At 39.3% G+C, this 23566-nt stretch carries 24 protein-coding genes and 1 pseudogene; 21 read left to right on the top strand and 4 right to left on the bottom strand.

Annotated elements, in window-relative coordinates; genetic code table 11:
* Positions 1–2: 2 nt before the first annotated feature.
* From QZ114_RS08050 to QZ114_RS08025, 6 genes are all read left to right on the top strand, one after another.
* A complete protein-coding gene (locus tag QZ114_RS08050) occupies positions 3–5849 on the top strand; it encodes a ZmpA/ZmpB/ZmpC family metallo-endopeptidase (protein ID WP_295501827.1) in 5847 nt (1948 codons plus the stop codon).
* A gap of 73 nt (positions 5850–5922) precedes the next feature.
* Entirely contained in the window at positions 5923–7644 is a 1722-nt protein-coding gene (gene pabB, locus QZ114_RS08045) for an aminodeoxychorismate synthase component I (RefSeq protein ID WP_295501825.1), read from the top strand.
* Positions 7645–8262, top strand: coding sequence for an alpha/beta fold hydrolase (locus QZ114_RS08040; RefSeq protein ID WP_295501823.1), 618 nt, complete (start codon positions 7645–7647; stop codon positions 8260–8262).
* A gap of 48 nt (positions 8263–8310) precedes the next feature.
* On the top strand, positions 8311–9570 hold the full coding sequence (ldcB, locus tag QZ114_RS08035; RefSeq protein WP_295501821.1) for an LD-carboxypeptidase LdcB/DacB: 1260 nt from the start codon (positions 8311–8313) through the stop codon (positions 9568–9570).
* A gap of 103 nt (positions 9571–9673) precedes the next feature.
* Complete coding sequence (locus QZ114_RS08030; protein ID WP_295501819.1) at positions 9674–10633, top strand: ROK family glucokinase; 960 nt, start codon at positions 9674–9676, stop codon at positions 10631–10633.
* A gap of 97 nt (positions 10634–10730) precedes the next feature.
* Positions 10731–11570 (top strand): thymidylate synthase, encoded by an 840-nt coding sequence (locus tag QZ114_RS08025; protein WP_295501818.1) that lies wholly within the window; start codon positions 10731–10733, stop codon positions 11568–11570.
* On the opposite strand, the gene QZ114_RS08020 is transcribed toward QZ114_RS08025, so the two are convergent.
* On the bottom strand, positions 11567–11770 hold the full coding sequence (locus QZ114_RS08020) for a hypothetical protein (protein WP_295501817.1): 204 nt from the start codon (positions 11768–11770) through the stop codon (positions 11567–11569). The two genes, QZ114_RS08025 and QZ114_RS08020, sit on opposite strands and share 4 nt — an antisense overlap.
* Before the next feature lie 59 nt (positions 11771–11829).
* Positions 11830–12000, bottom strand: coding sequence for a DUF3042 family protein (locus tag QZ114_RS08015; protein ID WP_001051779.1), 171 nt, complete (start codon positions 11998–12000; stop codon positions 11830–11832).
* A 120-nt stretch (positions 12001–12120) separates the two neighbouring features.
* Here QZ114_RS08015 and miaA point away from each other — a divergent pair, with 120 nt between their 5' ends.
* The 5 genes from miaA to QZ114_RS07990 are packed head-to-tail and all read left to right on the top strand — an operon-like array spanning position 12121 to position 16572.
* The gene (gene miaA / locus QZ114_RS08010) at positions 12121–13005 is read left to right on the top strand and encodes a tRNA (adenosine(37)-N6)-dimethylallyltransferase MiaA (protein WP_295501816.1); all 885 of its coding nucleotides are present in this window, start codon (positions 12121–12123) and stop codon (positions 13003–13005) included.
* The gene (hflX, locus tag QZ114_RS08005) at positions 12998–14236 is read left to right on the top strand and encodes a GTPase HflX (RefSeq protein WP_295501815.1); all 1239 of its coding nucleotides are present in this window, start codon (positions 12998–13000) and stop codon (positions 14234–14236) included. The genes miaA and hflX overlap by 8 nt, the downstream gene beginning before the upstream one ends.
* Positions 14229–14852 carry a cystathionine beta-lyase gene (locus QZ114_RS08000; RefSeq protein WP_295501814.1) on the top strand — a complete coding sequence of 208 codons (624 nt, stop codon included), beginning with the start codon at positions 14229–14231 and terminating at the stop codon, positions 14850–14852. Before hflX ends, QZ114_RS08000 begins: the two co-directional genes overlap by 8 nt.
* A 14-nt stretch (positions 14853–14866) precedes the next feature.
* Entirely contained in the window at positions 14867–15796 is a 930-nt protein-coding gene (gene rnz, locus QZ114_RS07995) for a ribonuclease Z (protein WP_295501813.1), read from the top strand.
* Between the two features lie 20 nt (positions 15797–15816).
* Complete coding sequence (locus tag QZ114_RS07990) at positions 15817–16572, top strand: SDR family oxidoreductase (RefSeq protein WP_295501812.1); 756 nt, start codon at positions 15817–15819, stop codon at positions 16570–16572.
* Between the two features lie 161 nt (positions 16573–16733).
* Here the strand turns inward: QZ114_RS07990 and QZ114_RS07985 are convergent, their stop codons facing one another.
* On the bottom strand, positions 16734–17537 hold the full coding sequence (locus QZ114_RS07985; protein ID WP_295501811.1) for a peptidylprolyl isomerase: 804 nt from the start codon (positions 17535–17537) through the stop codon (positions 16734–16736).
* A gap of 213 nt (positions 17538–17750) precedes the next feature.
* Here QZ114_RS07985 and rpsP point away from each other — a divergent pair, with 213 nt between their 5' ends.
* From rpsP to QZ114_RS07945, 8 genes and pseudogenes are all read left to right on the top strand, one after another.
* Positions 17751–18023, top strand: coding sequence for a 30S ribosomal protein S16 (rpsP, locus tag QZ114_RS07980; RefSeq protein WP_000268760.1), 273 nt, complete (start codon positions 17751–17753; stop codon positions 18021–18023).
* Between the two features lie 19 nt (positions 18024–18042).
* Positions 18043–18282: an RNA-binding protein KphA gene (kphA, locus tag QZ114_RS07975; protein ID WP_000379617.1), complete on the top strand. Its 240-nt coding sequence runs from the start codon at positions 18043–18045 to the stop codon at positions 18280–18282.
* 231 nt (positions 18283–18513) lie between these two features.
* Positions 18514–18783: pseudogene (locus QZ114_RS07970) on the top strand (MazG nucleotide pyrophosphohydrolase domain-containing protein); the annotation flags it as partial.
* Positions 18784–19132: 349 nt separating this feature from the next.
* Complete coding sequence (locus QZ114_RS07965) at positions 19133–20035, top strand: DMT family transporter (protein ID WP_001003372.1); 903 nt, start codon at positions 19133–19135, stop codon at positions 20033–20035.
* 149 nt (positions 20036–20184) lie between these two features.
* Positions 20185–21042 (top strand): alpha/beta fold hydrolase, encoded by an 858-nt coding sequence (locus tag QZ114_RS07960; protein ID WP_295501807.1) that lies wholly within the window; start codon positions 20185–20187, stop codon positions 21040–21042.
* A gap of 76 nt (positions 21043–21118) precedes the next feature.
* Positions 21119–21637, top strand: coding sequence for a ribosome maturation factor RimM (gene rimM, locus QZ114_RS07955; protein ID WP_295501805.1), 519 nt, complete (start codon positions 21119–21121; stop codon positions 21635–21637).
* Positions 21627–22346: a tRNA (guanosine(37)-N1)-methyltransferase TrmD gene (gene trmD / locus QZ114_RS07950; protein ID WP_261055219.1), complete on the top strand. Its 720-nt coding sequence runs from the start codon at positions 21627–21629 to the stop codon at positions 22344–22346. Before rimM ends, trmD begins: the two co-directional genes overlap by 11 nt.
* 11 nt (positions 22347–22357) lie before the next feature.
* Positions 22358–22696: an ATP cone domain-containing protein gene (locus QZ114_RS07945; protein WP_001196040.1), complete on the top strand. Its 339-nt coding sequence runs from the start codon at positions 22358–22360 to the stop codon at positions 22694–22696.
* Positions 22697–22725: 29 nt separating this feature from the next.
* On the opposite strand, the gene QZ114_RS07940 is transcribed toward QZ114_RS07945, so the two are convergent.
* Entirely contained in the window at positions 22726–23046 is a 321-nt protein-coding gene (locus tag QZ114_RS07940; protein WP_295501802.1) for a hypothetical protein, read from the bottom strand.
* Positions 23047–23144: 98 nt separating this feature from the next.
* Between QZ114_RS07940 and QZ114_RS07935 the strand changes: the two genes are divergently transcribed.
* Both QZ114_RS07935 and QZ114_RS07930 read left to right on the top strand, forming a co-directional pair.
* Complete coding sequence (locus QZ114_RS07935) at positions 23145–23360, top strand: YdbC family protein (RefSeq protein ID WP_102210715.1); 216 nt, start codon at positions 23145–23147, stop codon at positions 23358–23360.
* A gap of 6 nt (positions 23361–23366) precedes the next feature.
* Positions 23367–23492 (top strand): hypothetical protein, encoded by a 126-nt coding sequence (locus QZ114_RS07930; protein WP_295501799.1) that lies wholly within the window; start codon positions 23367–23369, stop codon positions 23490–23492.
* Positions 23493–23566: the final 74 nt, after the last annotated feature.

The raw sequence follows: 23566 nt of genomic DNA, 5'->3' as shown, positions 1-23566 counted from the left end.
AAATGAGAAGAAGAAAAGAACAACTTGAAAAAATTACTAAATATTCCATTCGCAAGTTAACTGTTGGAGTAGGTCCTGTAGCTATCGGGGCCTTCCTTTTTGGTGCTAGCACTTTATCAGTTGACAAGGTGCAGGCTAATGAAGTGGGGCAAGCAAATACTGTCCATTATCGATATATAGCTGAGCAGGAATTGACCGATTCTGAAAAAGCTTTGATTCACCATGAGGTTCCTGCAGAGTTCCAAGATGATGATATTATCTATGCAGTGTATCGCAAGAAAGCTAGTAGCAACCAAGAACTTCCTTATACGGGTAGTAAAGAATTAGCCTTGGCTGGTTTAGGCTTGGCTACTGCTTCTTTGGCTGTTCTATTAATTTCTAAAAAACACCGTAGTAAAGTACTGGGTGTATTATTAATTAGTTCGATTGGTGCTAGTAACTTTGTTCCTTTTACCACATTTGCATTTGAAAATAGAGAACTCCTTTCTTATAATCAAACAATTTCAGCATCTACCCATGAAGGATTAGCAAAGGGTGTTATCCATATTGATGGTTATGAGTATATTGGATACTTCAAGGAAGCGGAACTCCATTCATCAAGTCCAGTTTCTGAGAAACCTCAGTTGTCATTAGAAAAGCAAAGTTCAAAAGAAATCGAGAAAACAGAAGTCGTTCAAGAAAGACCTGCTGTTGCACCAGAAACTGTCGTCGAAAAAGAGACTCCAGTTGTTCCTGCTGTTGAAGAAAAACCAGTTTCTGAGAAGCCTCAGACTAGACAGGAAGAGGGTTTGGTGGAGATTCCTTTTGAAACAGTCACAAGCCCAGATGCTAATCTAGCAGAAGGACAGACTCGTATTGTTACAGCTGGAGTAAATGGTCAGCGCCGCCTTGTAACGAAAGTATCGATGGTCAATGGTCAAGAGGTTAGAGAAGTTGTTGAAGACCAAGTGGTTCAAAATCCTGTTTCTCAAGTTGTTGCAGTAGGAACTAAGAAAGCAGTAGAATTAAGCCCAGCTCCAGAAGTAGAACCAAGCATCCAAGCTGCTAAGGGTACTCAAGATCCTGGTAAAGAAAATCAAGCTTTAGTTCAACCAGAATTGTCAGAATATCACGAAGCAAAAGGTGTTCAAGAAGTAAATGAAGGCGAGAAAAAGGGCGAAGCATTAGTACAACCAGTTCTTCCAGAATACCAAGAGGCAAAAGGTACTCAAGAGGAAGACAAAAAAGGTCAATCCTTAACTCAAACGGAACTTCCAGAGTATCATGAAGCAAAAGGTGTTCAAGAAGTACAAGAAGGCGAAAAGCAGGGTGAAGCTCTTGTGCAACCAGTACCAGAATACAGAATCGCTGAGGAAACGACTGAGAGTGAAGTTGAATTCAATACAGAAGAAGTATTAGATTCTTCCAAATATGTAGGCGATGATACTGTAACTCGTGAAGGTGTTAAAGGTGTTCAACAGACAACAACTGTAAAAGATGCTGAAAATAATGAAGTCCTTGCTACAACTACAGAAGTGAAAACACCACCTGTTTCTAAAGTCGTTACAAAAGGTACGAAACCAGTTGAAGGAACAGTAGATGAAACTGAAGAAGTAGAGATTCCTTTTAAAACAAAAACGCAAGAAGATGACACTTTAAAACGTGGGACAGAAGAAGTTGCTCAACAAGGTGAAAACGGCAAGAAACAAATTACCAAGACCTATAAAACGATTCGTGGAGAAAAAACAAATGATGCTCCTACAGTAGTAGAAAAAGTTATCCAAGAACCTCAAGATAAAATTATTAAACAAGGTACAAAAGGGTTAGAAAAACCAACATTACAATGGGCTAATACTGAAAAAGATGTCTTGAAGAAGAGTGCTACAGCTAGTTATACATTGACTAAACCAGCTGGAGTAGAAATCAAATCCATCAAATTAGCATTAAAAGATAAAGATGGACAACTTGTTAAAGAAGTAACGGTAGAAGAAAATAAATTAAACGCTACTTTAGATAAATTGAAATATTATCAAGGCTACACCCTATCTACTACAATGGTTTATGATCGTGGAGAAGGCGAAGAAACTGAGAAATTAGAAGATAAACAAATTCAGTTAGACCTTAAAAAAGTTGAAATCAAAAACATTAAAGAAACAAGTTTAATGAGTGTAGATGATGCGGGTAACGAAACTGATAAGAGCTTATTATCTGAAAAACCGACAAATGTTTCTCCATTATATTTACGTGTGACAACTCACGATAATAAAGTGACAAGACTTGCGGTAAGTTCTGTTGAGGAAGTAGTTGTAGATGGAAAAACATTGTACAAAGTGGTAGCGAAAGCTCCAGACTTAGTTCAGCGTAGAGCTGATGATACACTAAGTAAAGAATATATTCATTATATCGAAAAACAAAAGGCACACGAAGGTGATGTTTACTATAGTTTTAATGACTTGGTAACAGCTATGAAAGCTAACCCAAGTGGTACCTTTAAACTTGGTGCAGACCTTAATGCAACTAACGTACCAACTCCAAATAAGGAATATGTACCTGGTAAATTTAGCGGTCACTTAACAAGTGTTGATGGTAAACAATATTCAATCCACAACATGGCACGTCAACTATTTGGTAATATCGAAGGTGGTTCAGTTAAAAATATTAACTTAGCTAACGTTAACATCAATATGCCTTGGATTGAAAACATTTCTGCCCTTGCTAGATCTGTTAAAAATGCTACTGTTGAGAACGTTAAAGTTACTGGTAGCATTCTTGGTAAAGATGGAATCTCTGGTATCACTAATAAGGTAGATATTGGTGGACAACTGACAAATGTTGCCTTTATCGGGAAACTTACTGGTGTTGGTGATAGACCTTGGGGTATGGCTGGTATCGCCGGTGAAGTTTGGAAAGGTAACATTAAGAAAGCTTATGTAGATGCTGATATGGTTGCTAATAAAGCTCGTGCTGGTGGACTTGTTGCTGTTACGGATAACGGTTCTGATCCTAACGGTATTGATAAATATGCTTCTGTACGTAATGCGGTGACTAAAGGTACTATCGATATTAAGAACCCTGTTGAAGTTGGTGGTTTCATCAGTAAAAACTGGACATGGGGTAGAGTTGCAGATACTGTTTCAATGATGAAAGTTAAAAACGGTGAAGAATTCTACGGATCTAGAGATATTGATACTGAAGATGGTTACTATACAAACGATGTACTAGAAAGAAACTTTGTAGTAAAAGATATTAGTACAGGTAGTCGTTCATATAAACGCTCACGCTCTAATAGAATTAAAGAAATTAGTCTTGAAGAAGCAAATAAAAAAATCGAGGCAATGGGTATCACAGCCGATAAATTTGAAATTGCTCCACTTGTGGAAGATAAATTGAATCAAGCCAAACCAAAAGCTGATACGTATAAAGATACTCAAGATTACAATGCAGAACGTGAACTTGCATACCGTAATATTGAAAAACTTCAACCGTTCTACAATAAAGAATGGATTATCAATCAAGGGAACAAAATTCCTGCTGGTTCTAAATTATTGACGACTGAAGTATTATCAGTTACAGGTATGAAAGATGGACAATTTGTAACTGATTTATCAGATGTTGATAAGATTATGATTCATTATGCTGATGGTACGAAAGAAGAAAAAGCTGTGTCACCTAAGCCTACATCAAACGTGGAACAAGTAAAAGAATATGGTATTACAGATTTAGGAGATGTCGTTTATACACCTAATATGGTTGTTAAAGATCGTACACAATTAATTAGCGATACTAAAGCGAAACTAGATACAATTACTCTTGAATCTCCTGAAGTTCGTGCGATAACAGGTAATGTTGGAGCATTATATTTAGAAGAAAGTTTCGCAGAAGTAAAAGGAAATCTTGATAAATTAGTAAAAGCTCTTGTTGAAAATGAAGATCATCAGTTAAATGGTGATGAGGCAGCCATAAAAGCACTTCTTAAGAAAGTAGAAGATAATAAAGCCAAAATTATGATGGCACTTACTTACCTCAATCGTTATTATGGAATTGAATATGGTGACTTGAACATTAAGAATATGATGATGTTTAAACCAGACTTTTATGGTAAGACACCAAGTGTTATTGACAGATTGATTCGAATTGGCTCGCAAGAAAAGAACTTAAAGGGTGATAGAACTCAAGATGCATACCGTGAAATTATTGCAGGAGATACTGGTAAAGGTGATTTACGTAGTTTCTTAGATTATAATATGCGTCTCTTCACAAATGATACAGATCTTAACGACTGGTTTATCCATTCAGCGAAAAATGTTTATGTTGTAGAACCTGAAACAACAAATCCAGATTTTAAAAATAAACGTCATCGTGTCTTTGATGGTCTGAATAATAATATGCATGCACGTATGATTTTACCATTATTGAACTTGAAGAAAGCACATATCTTTATGATTTCAACTTATAATACTATGGCTTATAGTTCATTTGAAAAATATGGTAAAAATACAGAAGCTGAACGTGAAGCGTTCAAAGAACGTATTAATTATGTAGCTAAAGCTCAACAAACATACTTAGACTTCTGGTCGCGTCTTGCACTTCCGAATGTTCGAGATAGACTGCTTAAGAGTCAAAATATGGTTCCTACACCTGTATGGGATAATCAAGCTTATGCAGGTATTAAGGATGCTAATCGTCGTGGATATGGTACAGATGGGAAGGTAGCGACACCAATTCGTGAGTTATTTGGCCCAACAGACAGATGGCATCAAATTAATTGGAATATGGGAGCGATGGCTAAAGTCTATGCAAATCCATATGAAGATGAACAAGTTTTCTTTATGGTAACAAATATGTTAGAAGACTTTGGTATTTCAGCATTTACACATGAAACAACTCACGTAAATGACCGTATGGCATACTTAGGTGGTCATAGACATCGTCCAGGTACAGACCTTGAAGCATATGCGCAAGGTATGTTACAAACGCCTGATAAATCAACATATAATGGTGAGTATGGAGCATTAGGGATTAATATGGCTTATCATCGTCAAAATGATGGAGATCAATGGTATAATCCTGATCCTGATAAATTACAAACTCGTGAACAAATCGATCACTACATGAAGAACTATAATGATGCCCTTATGATGTTAGATCATCTTGAGGCTGATGCTGTATTACCGCAGTTAAAAGGAAATACAAGTCGCTGGTTCAAGAAAATGGATCGACAATATCGTAGTGGAAATGCAGGTCATCAGTTCGATAAAATTCGTGAGTTGACAGAGGATGAGAAAAAAGTAGCAATCAATACAATTGATGATTTAATTACGAATAACCTAATGACGAAACATGGAGCTCCTGGTGACGGTACTTATAACCCAACGGACTTCAGCTCTGCTTATGTCAATATGAATATGATGACAGGTATCTATGGCGGTAATACAAGTCAAGGTGCTCCTGGTGCGGCATCATTTAAACATAACACATTCCGTATGTGGGGTTACTTCGGATATGAGAATGGATTTGTTGGATATGCTTCTAGTAAGTATCAAGATGCAGCTAATAAAGAAAATAATAAGATGTTAGGTGATGACTTCATTATCAAGAAAGTTTCTAATAACAGATTTAGTACTCTTGAAGAATGGAAAAAAGCTTATTATCAAGAAGTGAAAGCAAAAGCTGACAAAGGATTTACTGCGATTGAAATTGATGGTAAACAAATTACTAATTATGCTGAGCTAAAAGTTTTATTTGATAAGGCGGTTGAGGCTGACCTTGCAGGTGGAGGAACAGCTAAAACTGTAGAGCTTAAATCAAAAGTCTTCAAAGCACTTCTTAAAAATACTGATGGATTCTCAGGAAATCTTTTTAAAGCATAAATTGTATTAAATAGATGAGTAAAAAGGTAGATTAAGTTTTTCTTGATCTGCCTTTTTATGCTATACTTGAAATATGCATAGAAAAACAGTGATTGATTTTAGGACTTTGGGGGAGAGGTACACCTTTACCCAACCGATTAAAGAGTTAAAAACGAGAAAAGTAGCAGAAGTGGCAGCCTTGCTGGCACAAGTGGAAAGCTATCAAGAGCAAGGATATTATGTGGTTGGTTATGTCAGCTATGAGGCGGCACCGGCTTTTGAGGAGAAATTAGCTGTTCACCCTGCACCTTTGTTGGGAGAGTATCTGCTCTACTTTACGGTTCATGATAGTGTAGAGAAATCTAGTATTCCGTTAACTTATGACGAAGTTGATATGCCGTCAAATTGGCAGGAAGTAACATCAAAGAAAGAGTATGAAAAGGCTATTGCCCAGATTCATCATCATCTACGTCAGGGTGATACCTATCAGGTTAACTACACCGTCCAACTCAAGCAGGACTTAAGTGCCAATCCTTTTGCCATATACAATCGCATGGTGGTAGAACAGGAGGCGGGCTACAATGCCTATGTTGAACATGACGAGATGGCAGTGATATCCATGAGTCCAGAGCTCTTTTTTGAGCAAAATGACCGTGAGTTGATAACGCGACCAATGAAGGGGACAACCAAACGTGGACTGACTGATCAAGAGGATTTGGATCAGGCAGCTTGGTTGGAACAGGATCCCAAAAATCGTTCTGAAAATATGATGATTGTAGACCTCTTGCGAAATGATATGAATCGTCTATCTGAGGTGGGAAGTGAGCATGTGGAACGCTTGTGTCAGGTAGAACAATATTCGACTGTGTGGCAGATGACTTCCACTATTAAAAGTCAAGTTCGATCGGATGTGGATTTAGTTGAAATTTTCCGTTCACTCTTTCCTTGTGGTTCTATAACTGGCGCTCCAAAGATAGCGACTATGGAAATCATCAAGGACTTAGAGCCCCAAGCACGTGGTGTTTACTGTGGGACCATTGGTATCTTGCTTCCAAATGGACGGAGGATTTTTAATGTGGCCATTCGTACCATTCAACTTCACAAGGGTCAAGCCATTTATGGAGTTGGTGGGGGAATCACTTGGGACAGCACCTGGGAGTCTGAATATCGTGAGGTTCATCAAAAGGCAGCTGTGCTTTATCGGAAACAAGTCCCTTTTCAGCTTATTACGACAGGGAAAATTAGTCAGAAACATTTGTTATTTAAAGAAGAGCACATAGAAAGACTCAGAAAGGCTAGCCGCTATTTTGCCTATCTTTTTAATCCAGAATACTTGAGACAAAGGATTGTTGCAGAGTGTCAGACTTGCCATGAGGAAAAGGACTATCGTTTAAAGATTAGCATCAGTAAGTCTGGCGATATAGATTTTTGTCGTCAGGAATTAATCCCACTTAGCCCAGCTTTCTGCCAAGCTCAACTTTACTTGCAAGAAACTAGTTTGCAAACACCATTTACCTACTTCAAAACGACTTATAGACCACATTTGACTATTGGCAAACAGGAAAAAATCTACCATAATGAAAAAGGGGAATTGCTGGAAACCTCAATTGGCAATCTAGTCTTGCAAATTGCTGGAAAACTCTATACCCCACCAATCAATCTTGGGATATTGCCAGGAATCTATCGTCAGCATTTACTAGAAACAGGACAGGTAGAAGAGAAAGTCTTGACCTTAGAAGATTTAGCCCAAGCAGAAGCTATTTATGGTTGTAATGCAGTTAGGAACTTATATAAATTGTCATTAAAGGATAACTAAATGAAACTGATTTTTTTACATGGATTAGGTCAGTCAGCAGAGAGTTGGGAAGAAGTTCAAGATTTGCTTGCAGATTATCCATCTGAAATTCTTGAATTGTTCCCTTCAGGAGTTTGTTCTTATCAGGAAGCTAAAAAACGGGTAGCTAAGTATTTATCAGAGGAGAAGCAGCCTTTTGTTTTAATCGGTTTATCTCTAGGTGCTACTCTTGCACTGGAGCTTTCAAGTTACGATTTACCAAATCTTCAAGCCTTGGTTTTGTCAGGTTGCCCTCTGAAATTAGCAGGAAATATTTTATTTAAAATCCAGTTGATGATTTTTAAACTACTTCCAAAAAGTTTTTTTGAAAAGCAAGGAGCAGATAAGACGCTTATGGTGGGAGTTTCTGAGGAAATGAAAACACTTGATTTAACTCAAATAGCACAGAATTGTCACTATCCAAGCTTGTTAATCTGTGGTAGTAAGGATTTACCAAATCTAATTTCAATGCGTAAGCTTTATCAGCTGTTACCCCAGGCTCAGTTTCAGATTATAGCTGACGGTCCTCACACTCTGAACACTGACAAGCCAAAAGAGTTTGCAGAAAAGACAAAAAGTTTTCTTGAAACGCCGAAATAAGTCTGATAAAATAAGAATGAAATCAAAGTCATAAAAAAGGAGAATAGCATGAACAGACGCTTTTTATTAAAAGTAACCTTAACTTCTTTGTCAGTTTTAACCTTGTTCTCAAAAGTTGCTGTGGCAGAAGAAAACATTCATTTTTCTAGCTGTAAGGAAGCATGGGCCCATGGATACTCGGATATGCGTGAAGGAGAGCCTGGTTATTCTGCTAAGTTAGATAGAGATCATGATGGTGTAGCCTGTGAATTGAAAAATGCTCCTCAGGGAGCTTTCAAACCAAGGAAATCTACTGAAGTGAAATCAAACTCTAGTTCAGCAGTAACAAGTGGATGGGTTCAGAAGGATGGAGTTTGGTACTATTATGATGAGCAGGGAAATCCTGTAACTAATACTTGGAAGGGAAGTTATTACCTTAAATCAGATGGTAAAATGGCTCAGAGTGAATGGGTTTATGATGCATCCTATCAATCTTGGTATTATTTAAAATCAGATGGCTCTTACGCTCGTAATGAATGGCAAGGTTCCTACTATCTTAAATCAAATGGTAAAATGGCTCAGAGTGAATGGGTTTATGATGCATCCTATCAATCCTGGTATTATTTGAAGTCAGATGGCTCTTACGCTCGTAATGTATGGCAAGGGTCTTATTATCTAAAATCAGATGGTAAAATGGCTGTCAATGAATGGGTAGATGGTGGGCGTTATTATGTAGATGGCTCAGGTTTGTGGAATTCAAATTCAGATTTAAATACTAAAGTAACTAATAAAGGCTTATATTATAGTGTTCAAGGGAAGTACGATGAGATTCTTGTTGTAAATAAACACTATCCATTGTCTAAAGACTACAATCCAGGTGAAAACCCAACTGCCAAAGCTGCCTTTTTAAAACTGATTGCCCAGATGCAAAAAGAAGGCTATGCTGTTAGCAATAACTATAGTGGGTTTAGAAGTTATGGAACTCAAGCACAATTATATCAAAGCTATGTAAATAGAGAAGGTCAGGCTGCGGCTGATCGTTATTCAGCTAGACCTGGCTATAGTGAACACCAAACAGGTCTTGCTTTTGATGTAATTGGAACAAATGGTCACTTAGTTGAAGATGAAAGTGCAGCCCAATGGTTACTTGATCATGCAGCAGACTATGGATTTGTTGTTCGTTACCTCAAAGGAAAAGAAAGTGTAACTGGCTATATGCATGAAGAATGGCATTTACGCTATGTTGGAAAAGAAGCCAAGGAAATTGCAGCAAGTGGTTTAACACTAGAAGAATACTACGGATTTGATGGTGGCGACTATCTTAACTAAAATTTCTCACCAATATAATGCAAACCTTTGCATAAGCTGAAAAAATTTGTTATACTATAGCTGTAAGCATTTTCAATTACTATCGGAGATAAAAGGAGAAAAGATGAGTCAAAAGATTATCGGGATTGACCTTGGTGGAACTTCTATCAAATTTGCAATCTTAACAAGAGCTGGAGAAATCCAAGAAAAATGGTCTATTAAAACGAATATTCTAGACGAAGGAAGTCATATTGTAGACGATATGATTGAATCTATTTCACATCGTTTAGACCTACTTGGATTGTCAGCAGCAGATTTTCAAGGTATTGGTATGGGATCGCCTGGTGTGGTTGATCGTGATAAAGGGACTGTTATCGGTGCCTACAACTTAAACTGGAAGACCTTACAACCAATAAAAGAAAAAATTGAAAAAGCCTTGAGCATTCCATTCTTTATCGATAATGATGCCAACGTAGCCGCTCTTGGTGAACGTTGGATGGGTGCTGGTGAAAACCAACCAGACGTTGTCTTTATGACGCTTGGAACAGGTGTTGGTGGCGGTATCGTCGCAGAAGGTAAATTGCTTCATGGTGTCGCTGGTGCAGCAGGTGAACTTGGCCACATCACTGTTGATTTTGACCAACCAATCGCATGTACTTGCGGTAAGAAAGGTTGCCTTGAGACAGTTGCTTCAGCAACAGGGATTGTCAATTTGACTCGTCGTTACGCTGATGAATACGAAGGTGATGCAGCCTTGAAACGTATGATTGATGATGGAGAAGAAGTAACTGCTAAGACTGTCTTTGATTTGGCAAAAGAAGGTGATGATCTTGCCTTGATTGTTTATCGTAACTTCTCACGTTACTTGGGAATTGCTTGTGCAAACATTGGTTCGATTCTTAATCCTTCAACTATCGTTATCGGTGGCGGTGTGTCAGCTGCAGGAGAATTCCTTCTACAAGGTGTTCAAAAAGTCTACGATGAAAATAGCTTCCCACAAGTGCGCACATCTACAAAATTGGCTCTTGCGACTCTTGGAAACGATGCCGGAGTTATAGGTGCCGCATCACTTGTATTGCAATAAAATAAAAAAGGAGAAAATGGCTTTCCAGAAGCGAGTGATTTTCTTCCTTTCTTTTTTTATGCTATACTAGTTAGGACAATGAATGAGGTGAAATGAAATGACAAAAGCAGATACGATTTTTAAAGAAAATATTGAACGCATTCTAAAGGAAGGTGTTTTCTCAGAGCAGGCTCGTCCTAAGTACAAGGACGGAACCGTTGCCAACTCTAAATATGTGACAGGTGCCTTTGCTGAATATGATTTGGCACAGGGTGAATTTCCTATTACGACCTTGCGTCCCATTGCTATCAAATCAGCTATCAAGGAAGTTCTTTGGATCTACCAAGACCAGTCCAATAGCCTAGAAGTGCTAAATAGCAAGTACAATGTTCACTACTGGAATGACTGGGAAGTAGGAGATACGGGAACCATTGGTGAGCGCTACGGTGCCGTTGTTAAGAAACACGACATCATCAATAAGCTTCTCAAGCAGTTGGAAGCCAATCCTTGGAATCGTCGCAATATCATTTCGCTTTGGGATTACCAAGCTTTCGAAGAAACAGAAGGGCTGCTCCCATGCGCTTTTCAGACCATGTTTGATGTCCGCCGTGTTGATGGGGAAATCTATCTAGATGCGACTTTGACCCAGCGTTCGAATGATATGCTGGTGGCCCATCACATCAACGCTATGCAGTACGTGGCTCTTCAAATGATGATTGCCAAGCATTTTGGCTGGAAGGTTGGGAAGTTCTTCTATTTTATCAACAACCTCCATATCTATGACAATCAATTTGAACAGGCAAAGGAATTGCTCCGTCGTGAACCGTCAAATTGCCGACCACGTTTGGTCTTGAATGTACCAGATGGGACCAATTTCTTTGATATTAAAGCAGAGGATTTTGAGTTAGTGGATTATGCCCCTGTCAAACCACAGTTGAAGTTTGACCTAGCTATTTAATACTCTTCAAAAATCTCTTCAAACCACGTCAGCGTCGCTTTATATACAACCTCAAAACCATGTTTTGAGCTGACTTCGTCAGTTCTATCCACAACCTCAAAACAGTGTTTTGAGCTGACTTCGTCAGTCTTATCTACAATCTCAAAGCAGTGCTTTGAGCAACCTGCAGCTAGCTTCCTAGTTTGCTCTTTGATTTTCATTGAGTATAAAAGAATAGAAAAAAGAAGTTGAGATAATAAATCCCAACTTCTTTTGTTTCTTAACGTGATACGCGGCGACGAGCTGCTTTTTTACGGTTTTCTTCGATGAAAGCTGCTTTTTCTTCTTCTGGCTCAATCACTTTCTTTTTAAATGCGTATACTGCACCTGCAACTGCAGCGACAGTTCCTGCGACACCCGTTACAAGACCTTTAGCGAATCCTTTAGCCATGAGTCTTCCTCCTTTATCTTCCTAACCAGACAGGCTCCTTAAGAGGTAGCATTTTTCTGCCTGACCTTTTTGTGTTATAATAATAGTAACGAAAAAATGGGAATTTTTCAAGGAAAAAAGATGAAAACAAAAATAATTGTGATTGTTGGGCCGACTGCAGTTGGAAAGACAGCTCTTGCTATTGAGGTTGCTAAACGCTTCAATGGTGAAGTTGTTAGTGGAGATAGTCAGCAGGTCTATCGAGGACTAGATATTGGGACGGCCAAAGCTAGTCCAGAAGAACAGGCAGCTGTTCCTCATCATTTAATCGATGTTAGAGAGGTAACCGAGTCTTACTCGGCTTTTGATTTTGTTTCGGAAGCTAAGCTGGCTATTGAGGATATTCACAGTCGTGGTAAGCTGGCTATTATTGCAGGTGGGACTGGACTTTATATTCAGAGCTTGTTAGAAGGTTACCATCTAGGTGGGGAGACACCTCATGAGGAGATTTTAGCCTATCGTGCTAGCTTGGAGCCTTATACAGATGAGGAATTAGCTCATCTTGTGGAACGAGCAGGCCTTGAGATTCCCCAGTTTAACCGTCGACGCGCCATGCGGGCCTTGGAAATTACTCATTTTGCTCAAGATTTAGAAAATCAAGAGACCTTGTATGAACCTCTGATCATCTGCTTGAATGATGAACGTAGTCAACTGTATGAACGGATCAATCATCGTGTAGATCTTATGTTTGAGACTGGGCTTTTGGATGAGGCCAAGTGGCTCTTTGACCATTACCCTGATGTGCAGGCTGCTAAAGGAATTGGCTATAAGGAACTCTTTCCTTACTTCCGTGGAGAGCAGACTGTGGAAGAAGCTAGTAACAATCTTAAACAGGCGACTCGTCGTTTTGCCAAGCGTCAGCTGACCTGGTTCCGTAATCGCATGCAGGTCACCTTTTATCAGATTGGAGAATCTGGTGTACAAGACCGTATTTTTAGCCAGATAGAGGAGTTTTTAGATGATTGATACGGAGAAAAAAGAAGAACGGGTTCTGCTGATTGGTGTGGAATTGCAGGGTATGGACAATTTTGACCTCTCCATGGAAGAATTGGCTAGTCTAGCCAAGACAGCTGGTGCCGTCGTAGTCGATACTTACAGACAAAAGCGTGAAAAGTATGACTCCAAGACCTTTGTTGGTTCTGGTAAGTTAGAAGAAATTGCGCTCATGGTTGATGCCGAAGAAATTACTACTGTCATCGTCAATAACCGCCTGACCCCTCGTCAAAATGTCAATCTGGAGGAAGTTCTAGGTGTTAAGGTCATTGACCGCATGCAGTTGATTTTGGATATCTTTGCCATGCGAGCTCGAAGCCATGAAGGAAAACTCCAAGTCCACCTAGCCCAGCTCAAATACCTCTTACCTCGCTTGGTTGGTCAGGGAATTATGCTCAGCCGTCAGGCAGGGGGAATTGGTTCTCGGGGACCTGGTGAAAGCCAGCTGGAATTGAACCGTCGTAGCGTTCGCAACCAAATCACAGATATCGAGCGTCAGCTCAAGGTGGTTGAGAAAAATCGGGCGACTGTCAGAGAAAAACGTCTGGAGTCAAGTACCTTTAAGATTGGTTTGATTGGTTATACTAATGCAGGGAAGTCGACTATTATGAATACCTTGACTAGTAAGACCCAGTATGAAGCGGACGAGCTCTTTGCGACTCTGGATGCGACGACTAAGAGTATCCATCTAGGGGGCAATCTTCAGGTGACCTTGACTGATACTGTTGGCTTTATCCAAGATTTGCCGACAGAGTTGGTGTCCAGTTTCAAGTCAACCTTGGAAGAAAGCAAGCATGTTGATCTTCTAGTTCATGTCATCGATGCCAGCAATCCTTACCACGAAGAACATGAAAAAACAGTTCTTTCCATCATGAAAGATTTGGACATGGAGGACATCCCTTGCCTGACCCTTTATAATAAAGCGGATTTGGTGGAGGATTTTACGCCGACCCAAACGCCCTATGCCCTCATTTCTGCCAAGTCTGAGGATAGTCGTGAGAATTTGCAGACTCTATTTTTAGAGAAAATCAAGGATATTTTTGAATCCTTTACCCTACGTGTGCCTTTTTCTAAGTCTTACAAGATTCATGATTTAGAAAGTGTTGCTATTTTGGAAGAACGTGATTATCAGGAGGACGGCGAAGTCATTAGAGGCTACATTTCTGAGAAAAACAAATGGAGGTTAGAGGAATTTTATGACTGATATCAAAACTTTGGCTCTAAAATATGGGGGCTATACAAGTCTAGACAAGGTCTATCTGGATCAACTTCTAGCTGGAAAGATAGAGCAGGAGCAGTTGGCACTTATTACTCCTCCGCCAAGTGTAGTTAATGCTTACTTTGCAGAACTATATCAGAAAAAGAGTCCTCAAGCTGCGACGGATTATTTTGCAGAACTTAGTCAAGAACTGAATCTTTACAATGCTGAACCTAGTTTCACCTTAGAAAACAAACCCTTTATTCGTCTGAATCTATCTGGCAAATCCTTTGGTTTCTGCTATGAGAGTGAGGGTCTTGGTCTAATTTTCTCTGAAAATGAGGAAAAGATCTCGGATGACTTGCTCTTTGAAATTGCGCAAATTTTTCCTCATCAACTAGTCTTTGAGGAGTCTGATAAGATTTACATGAAGGCTGTCGGGGACGAGGAAGTTGTTAGTGTGGAAAGTCTTACAGCTTTGACTGATTTGGAAAGCTTGGCTGATGGTCGCAAGCGTCTCAAAGGTTATAGTCAAGAGGATTTACTGCAAGAAGTTAGAGCTTTTTCTGGAAAGCATTATTTCCGATCGGAAAACCGCACAGCTATGTTATATATTGATTAATTAGAAAGTATCGAATGGATATTCAATTTTTAGGAACGGGGGCTGGTCAGCCCTCTAAAGCCCGCAACGTCTCAAGTCTTGCCCTGAAACTCTTGGACGAGATTAACGAAGTTTGGCTCTTTGACTGTGGCGAAGGAACGCAAAATCGTATTCTTGAAACCACGATTCGACCACGGAAGGTCAGCAAAATTTTTATCACCCATCTGCATGGGGACCACATCTTTGGCTTGCCAGGTTTCCTTTCTAGCCGTGCCTTTCAGGCCAATGAAGAGCAGACAGATTTGGAAATTTATGGACCGCAAGGAATCAAGTCATTTGTCTTAACCAGCCTTCGTGTATCAGGTTCTCGTCTGCCCTACCGCATTCATTTTCATGAGTTTGACCAAGATTCTTTAGGAAAAATCCTTGAGACCGATAAATTCACTGTGTATGCAGAGGAGCTGGATCACACTATTTTCTGTGTTGGCTATCGTGTTATCCAAAAGGATCTAGAAGGAACTTTAGATGCTGAAAAACTCAAGGCTGCTGGCGTCCCATTTGGCCCGCTTTTTGGAAAAATCAAAAACGGTCAGGACATTGTTCTTAAAGACGGTACTGAAATCAAGGCAGCAGACTATATCTCAGCGCCACGTCCAGGTAAGATTATCACCATTCTTGGTGATACTCGTAAAACTAGTGCCAGTGTGCGTCTGGCTGTCAATGCCGATGTCCTGGTTCATGAGTCCACTTATGGCAAGGGTGATGAAAAAATTGCTCGTAACCATGGTCACTCTACTAACATGCAAGCTGCACAAGTAGCGGTAGAAGCAGGTGCCAAGCGCCTCTTGCTCAACCATATCAGTGCCCGTTTCCTCTCAAAAGATATCAGCAAACTCAAGAAAGACGCTGCTAGTGTCTTTGACAATGTGCATGTGGTCAAGGACTTGGAAGAAGTGGAAATCTAAAAGATTGAGAAAGGAACAGTATGCCTACTATTCTCATTACCGGAGCTAGCGGTGGTCTAGCCCAAGAAATGGTCAAAATCTTACCAAATGACCAACTCATCTTGCTTGGTAGAAATAAGGAAAAATTAGCCCAACTCTACGGAAACCATTCCCATGCAGAATTGATTGAAATCGATATTACAGATGACTCAGCTCTAGAAACTCTGGTAGCAGACCTCTCTCTCCGCTATGGCAAGATTGATGTCTTGATAAACAACGCTGGTTACGGGATTTTTGAGGAATTTGATCAGATTTCTGACCAAGATATTCATCAGATGTTTGAGGTCAATACTTTTGCCCTGATGAATCTGTCTCGGCGCTTTGCGGCTCGAATGAAGGAAAGCCGAAAAGGTCATATCATCAATATCATTAGCATGGCAGGTTTGATTGCTACTAGCAAATCCAGTCTCTACTCAGCCACCAAGTTTGCGGCTATTGGTTTTTCAAATGCTCTGCGCCTCGAACTTATGCCCTATGGAGTCTATGTGACAACAGTCAATCCAGGTCCAATCCGAACAGGATTTTTTGACCAAGCTGACCCAGACGGCACTTATCTCAAATCGGTTGAACGCTTCTTGCTAGAGCCAGATGCAGTGGCGAAAAAGATTGTTAAAATAATTGGCAAAAACAAACGCGAACTCAATCTTCCAATCTTACTCAATCTCGCCCATAAGTTTTATAGCCTCTTTCCTAAGTTAGCAGATAAGTTGGCAGGGGGAATTTTTGATTATAAATAAAACATTAGGTGCTTATAATGAAGTTTATTTACTTTGTTAAGAAAGAAGTGGTGATTATTGAGATATGATTTCTTAAAAATGAAGCTCCTCAAATCTGAAATTTTTTATCTAACTTAAAAAAGTTAAAAACAGTATCAAAAGTAGATACTGTTTTTCATTCCTTAAGATTTGAAGTTATAGTCTTTCACCACTTCGATGCTATCAATGGTGATAGCAGTGGTTGGTTTATCTTTTTCATTTTTTTCTGCTTTGGCAATTTTATCTACAACATCCATGCCCTCGATAACCTGACCAAAGACAGGGTGTTTTCCATCAAGACTAGGATTTCCACCTTCTTTATAGGCTTCGATGATTTTTTTAGGATAGTTGCTTGTAGGAAGTTTGGCAGAAATATCTGTTGTATTTTGGTTGATAAAGAATTGACTACCGTTGGAATTTGGTTGACCAGTATTGGCCATTGAAAGTGAACCACGGATATTGTAAAGATAAGGAGAAATCTCGTTTTTAAAACCAGTTCCCTTGTCTTTTGTCTTATCCTTATCGTGCCAGATAGATTGGCCACCAGTGCCATCACCCTTAGGATCTCCAGTTTGAATCATAAAACCATCGATAACACGGTGGAAGGTAATACCATTGTAATATCCTTCCTTGGCATGAGTTAGGAAATTCTCAACTGCTAAAGGTGCTAACTTTGGAAAAAGTTTGATACGGATGTCCCCTTGGCTGGTGTGTAAAAGGACTTCAGCTTCATCCTGAGCAACTTCCTTAGATAGTTGGGGGAAATTGGCATTTTCATTTGTTAAAGCATCGTTCAACTCTTCAGCTGATTGGGCTGCTGCTTTGGAACTTTCTTCTGCAGCTATGCTAGAATCAACATAGTCATCCCCGCGTAAGGTACGTTGGATACTGCTACATCCAGCAAGGGCAATAGTTGAAAGTAAAAGAAGGCTTGCTAATTTTTTCATTGGAATCCTTTCAAAATTCATTTTTACCATTGTACCCTAAAAGGAAGGGGATTTCAAATGTTAATGATTTTGTAGGGATTTCTTAAGTTTTAAAAATTTTATAGTCTGTCAAGTTTTTTTCTTGACACCTGTCAGAAATCTGCTATAATAGAACATGTGCTAAATAGCTCAGCTATTTCACTCAAATAAAAAATAAGAAAAGAGACTTTAAAAATGGCAGTTAAAATCCGTTTGACTCGTATGGGTTCTAAGAAAAAACCTTTCTACCGTATCAACGTAGCAGATTCACGTTCACCACGTGACGGACGTTTCATCGAAACAGTTGGAACTTACAACCCACTTGTTGCTGAAAACCAAGTGACTTTGAAAGAAGACCGCGTTCTTGCATGGTTGGCTGATGGAGCTCAACCTTCAGATACAGTTCGCAACATCCTTTCAAAAGAAGGTGTATTGAAGAAATTCCACGATTCTAAATTCTCGAAATAAGTTTAAAGTAGGTTGACAGATGGATACGATTGAAAATCTCATAATTGCGATTGTGAAACCCTTGATTTCACAACCAGATGCCTTAACTATCAAGATTGAAGATACACCAGAATTTTTGGAATATCATTTGGATCTTGATCAAAGCGATGTGGGTCGTGTAATAGGTCGTAAGGGTCGCACTATTTCTGCGATAAGAACGATTGTCTACTCTGTCCCAACTGAAGACAAAAAAGTAAGAATCGTTATTGACGAAAAATAAGAAGGGCGGGACGAATGTCTCGCTTTTTTGCGAGAAGCAAGATATGAAGGATTTAAGGTTTAGACAATTACAAGACTAGTTATACTCAATGAAAATCAAAGAGCAAACTAGGAAGCTAGCCGCAGGTTGCTCAAAATACAGTTTTGAGGTTGTAGATAAGACTGACGAAGTCAGTGACCATATCTACGGCAAGGTGAAGCTGACGTAGTTTGAAGAGATTTTCGAAGAGTATTACTCGAACATTACCAGTAGTCTCGAACTGAGGAAGGTCTCTTTATGAAGTTAGTGGAGGAAGTCGGAGAAGTAGCTGAGGTTTTGAATGGTCGTTCGGGTAGAAAATAGGGTGTCAAGGACTCAAATGAGGAACTAGCCAAAGAACTGGCTGATATCATTCACTACACCGTCGCAATCGCAGCTATTAATCATATTGACCTTACCAATACTATCTTTGAGAAAGATAAAACTGCAACCATTAAGTACCAGCATGAACGTGATTTGTAAGGCTTTTTGAAGGGGACCTCTAAGACGATAAGAAATGATTTTTTACTAATAAAGAAGGTATTAGTAAATATAAGAAAGATAAAGCAAGGAAAATGGTGGATTATGCTATCAAAGTGAGAAATCTCCAAGAGGTAGACAAGTTAGAACTTGTGAGACAAGAACAAGAAAGGCAGATTAGACTGGTAGAGTCTTTTTTAGTCAATGAATTAGACAAACGGTGATAGAAGGCATAAAATACTAATCCTAGAAATAGCATCTAGGATTCTACTATGCTACAATGGAAAGGTAGTCTCAAAGAATTATAGTCCATCAATCTTGAGAATAGCTATTTAAAAAGGAGTAACAGTCTATGAACGAGAAAACAAAAGCTTACCTAGCAGCCTTATCCTTTTCAGCAATCATTGGATTTTCTTTTTTATTTACTAAGATTGCTTTAGGCTATGCCAGTCCTCTCACAAACTTAGCGCATCGCTATACAATCGCAGCTTTAGTAATGGTCGTTCTTCATCAAACCAAACTTATCAAAGTGAGTTTAAGTAGAAAAGATATTCTTTCTATTCTTCCTATGAGTCTTTTCTATCCTCTTCTCTTTTTTATTTTTCAATCCTTTGCTTTACAGTATATATCGTCTTCTGAAGCTGGAATTTTACAGGCTCTTGTCCCGATTTTTACGCTCCTTTTAGCATCGGCCTTTCTCAAGGAAAAGACAAGCTTGCTTCAAAAGTTCTTTTTATTTTTATCCGTAGCAGGAGTAGTTTTCATCTTCCTTAGTAAAGGAGCTAATTTTGGTACTGAGACTGCTAGCTTTGGCTTTCTCTTGATGTTGGGATCTGTTCTCTCCAATGCAATAAACAATATCCTCAGCAAGGCTAAAGGAGGTCGCTATCGGGCCATGGATATGACAGCTGTTGTGATATTTGTTGGCTTCGTCACCTTTAATACGCTGAGTCTGACCTCGCACTATCTAGAGGGGAACATATTAGCCTACTTTGCGCCGTTTGGACAGCTGCCCTATCTGCTTTCCATTCTCTATTTGGGAATTTTAGCCTCTATCGTTACTGGTAGTCTCACTATCTATGCTATTGTTCGACTTGGAGCATCAACCGTCAGTGTCTTTGGTAATCTTGGAACAGTTTTAACCATTCTAGCCGGAGCCCTTATCCTCCATGAACCAATTTATAGTTACCATGTGATAGGAGCCACTATGATTATTGCTGGAATTTTAGGCATGAATCTGATGAGAAAAAAGTAAAGATTGCTTAGCAGTCTTTTTCTTAATCTAAATGATACAGAAAATTCAAAATTTTTAATGGAATAAAGTTTAGAAAATGATGATTTTAATATAGCATGATAAAATAGATAAAAAGAATGATGCTAGGATAGAGAGGAGAGAGTGTAGAAATGAAACAAAATGATATAGCTGAAGCTATTGCTTTTTATAACAGAAAACCCGAGACTATGGTACGTCACATTATACCAGTCTTAGATTGTGACTTGACTGTTTATCATCGCCCTGGAAGCTCAAGTAAAGGACACATTATTTTTTATCATGGAGCTTGTGGCCGTAGTCAGATGTGGGCCCACCAGTATGATGCCTTTGAAGGATTTGATCTCTACTTTGTCAATGTTAGAGGACAGGGTGAATCACCTATGAAAGTTGGTCTACCTGACTTAGAAGGTGCTGTTCAAGATGTAGATGCTATTTTATCCTATTTCCAGCTAGAAGAGGTGATATTGGTCGGACATTCTTGGGGAGGAAATCCGCTTCAAGAGTACACCTATCGCCATCCAGAAAGAGTCCTAGCTTTGGTCATGGTAGATAGTTGGGGACAGCATCGTTACCTATCAGATAAAGAGAGAAATCGCATAAAATATAGTTCCCTTATGTACAAAACGATTCCTTGGAAGGTGATTGCAGATAAGAACTCAAAAATGTGTACAGATAATCCTATCACAAGAGAATTAGTCAAGACGGCCATTATAGAAACTGGGCGAGATGTTTTTTTGAATCTTGGAATCACAGGTTTTTTGGCTGTCCATGAGATAGAGGGTTATCATGGCAATCCACCTATGCTATTAGTAAGAGGCGAAAATGATTTTCCCAAACACCTAAAAATGATTTACGATGGAATCATGGCCTTAAATCCCAATGCACGTCAAGTAACGATTTCAGATAGCAAACACCAACCGATGAATGACCATCCTGAAGAGTTTAATCAGATAATTGGTGAATTCTTTGAAGAAGTAGTAACTCTGTAAGATGAGATTTATCCAACTTGAGAAAATCACTGGAACGTGTTAAAATAAAGGATAGAAATAGTGTACAGGAGACAAGATGAACTACTTTAATGTTGGGAAAATCGTCAATACGCAAGGATTGCAGGGTGAGATGCGAGTCTTGTCTGTGACAGATTTTGCAGAAGAACGGTTTAAAAAAGGGGCTGATCTAGCCTTATTTGATGAAAAAGATCAGTTTGTCCAAACAGTGACCATCGCTAGTCACCGTAAACAGAAGAATTTTGACATTATTAAATTCAAAGATATGTACCATATCAATGCGATTGAAAAGTACAAGGGATACAGTCTCAAGGTCGCTGAGGAAGATTTGAATGACCTAGACGATGGTGAATTTTACTATCACGAGATTATCGGTTTGGAAGTCTATGAGGGTGATAATTTTGTTGGAACCATCAAGGAAATCCTGCAACCAGGTGCCAACGATGTCTGGGTGGTCAAGCGGAAAGGCAAGCGTGATTTATTATTGCCTTATATCCCACCAGTGGTTCTCAATGTTGATATTCCAAATAAACGGGTCGATGTGGAAATCTTAGAAGGGTTAGACGATGAAGATTGATATTTTAACCCTTTTTCCTGAGATGTTTTCACCACTCGAGCACTCAATCGTTGGAAAGGCTCGTGAAAAAGGGCTCTTGGATATCTATTATCATAATTTTCGAGAATACGCTGAAAAGGCCCGTCATGTTGATGACGAACCCTACGGAGGTGGCCAGGGCATGTTGCTCCGAGCCCAACCCATTTTCGATGCCTTTGACGCTATTGAAAAGAAAAATCCGCGCGTCATTCTCCTCGACCCAGCTGGTAAGCAGTTTGATCAGGCTTATGCTGAGGATTTGGCCAAAGAAGAGGAACTGATCTTTATCTGTGGGCACTACGAGGGCTATGATGAGCGAATCAAGACTCTAGTGACAGACGAAATTTCCCTCGGAGATTATGTCTTGACTGGTGGAGAACTTGCGGCTATGACCATGATTGATGCGACTGTTCGCTTGATTCCAGAAGTGATTGGCAAGGAATCGAGTCACCAAGATGATAGCTTTTCATCAGGACTTCTCGAATATCCTCAGTACACACGTCCCTATGATTATCGAGGCATGGTCGTTCCAGATGTTCTGATGAGCGGACATCATGAAAAGATTCGTCAGTGGCGCCTGTACGAGAGTTTGAAGAAAACATACGAGCGCAGACCGGATTTGCTTGAACACTATCAACTGACAGCAGAAGGAGAAAAAATGCTGGCAGAAATTAAAGAAAACAAAGAATAAAGGAGAAACCTATGCAAGTAATCAAACGTGATGGAGAAATTGCTGAATTTAATCCAGATAAGATATACCAAGCCATCTTGAAGGCAGCCCAAACTGTTTATGTATTGACAGATGATTTGCGTCAAAACCTTGCTCAAGTCACAAAGAAAGTAGTTTTGGACTTGGAAGAGGCCAAGGTGGAACGTGCTACCATTAGCATGATTCAGTCTATGGTTGAACACCGTTTATTGGGTGCAGGTTACATTACCATTGCAGAACACTACATTTCCTATCGTTTACAACGAGATTTGGAAAGAAGTGGCTATGGAGATCATATCGCTGTTCATTTGCATTTTGAACAAATTCGCTAAGAAAAAAGAGTGGGATGAAGGTAGGCATCTCACTCTTTCTTAAATCGATTTTTTTGGGCTGTCTGTATAGTTGAAGGGACAAAACGAATCCTTTGAATATCACTGATACGGATAATACGACTGACATTCTTAGCGAAATTTTTCACGATAATTTGTTGGCGGTCGGAATCGTATTTTATAATATCGCCTGTGAAACTGGTGTCTGATAAGATAAGGTGGACAGCAGTTTGTTTTTGAATAGCCTCTTCAATAGAAGCGGTAAGGGAGTTGCTTTCAGTTTGGTCAGGTTGGTCATGTCCATTTAAAAAGTCATGTATTTTATCTAGAACTTGCTGGAATTTATGTCTCATATTGGCCTCCCTTCTTTTATATCAATATTATATAAAATTTTCCTAAAATCTACAAGATTTTACGAATAATCAAATGAAAGCTAAAAAAGGAGAAGAAAATGGCAGAATTTACATTTGAAATTGAAGAACACTTATTGACTCTTTCTGAAAACGAAAAAGGTTGGACCAAGGAAATCAACCGTGTAAGCTTTAATGGTGCCCCTGCAAAGTTTGATATTCGTGCTTGGAACCCAGACCATACTAAAATGGGCAAAGGAATTACTCTCTCTAATGAAGAATTTCAAACGATGGTGGATGCCTTTAAAGGCAATTAATACTCAATGAAAATCAAAGAGCAAACTAGGAAGCTAGCCGCAGGTTGCTCAAAACACTGTTTTGAGGTTGTAGATGGAACTGACGTAGTCAGTATCCTACACATACGGCAAGGCGAAGCTGACGTGGTTTGAAGAGATTTTCGAAGAGTATAAGTTTTCAAAATGAAAGAAAAGGATACTGAGTTATGACAACTCGATATCCTTTT

The sequence above is a fragment of the uncultured Streptococcus sp. genome (assembly GCF_901875575.1).
Lineage (GTDB): Bacteria > Bacillota > Bacilli > Lactobacillales > Streptococcaceae > Streptococcus.
The sequence above is the reverse complement of the archived record's forward strand: the minus strand, read 5'-3'. Positions and strand labels throughout refer to the sequence as shown.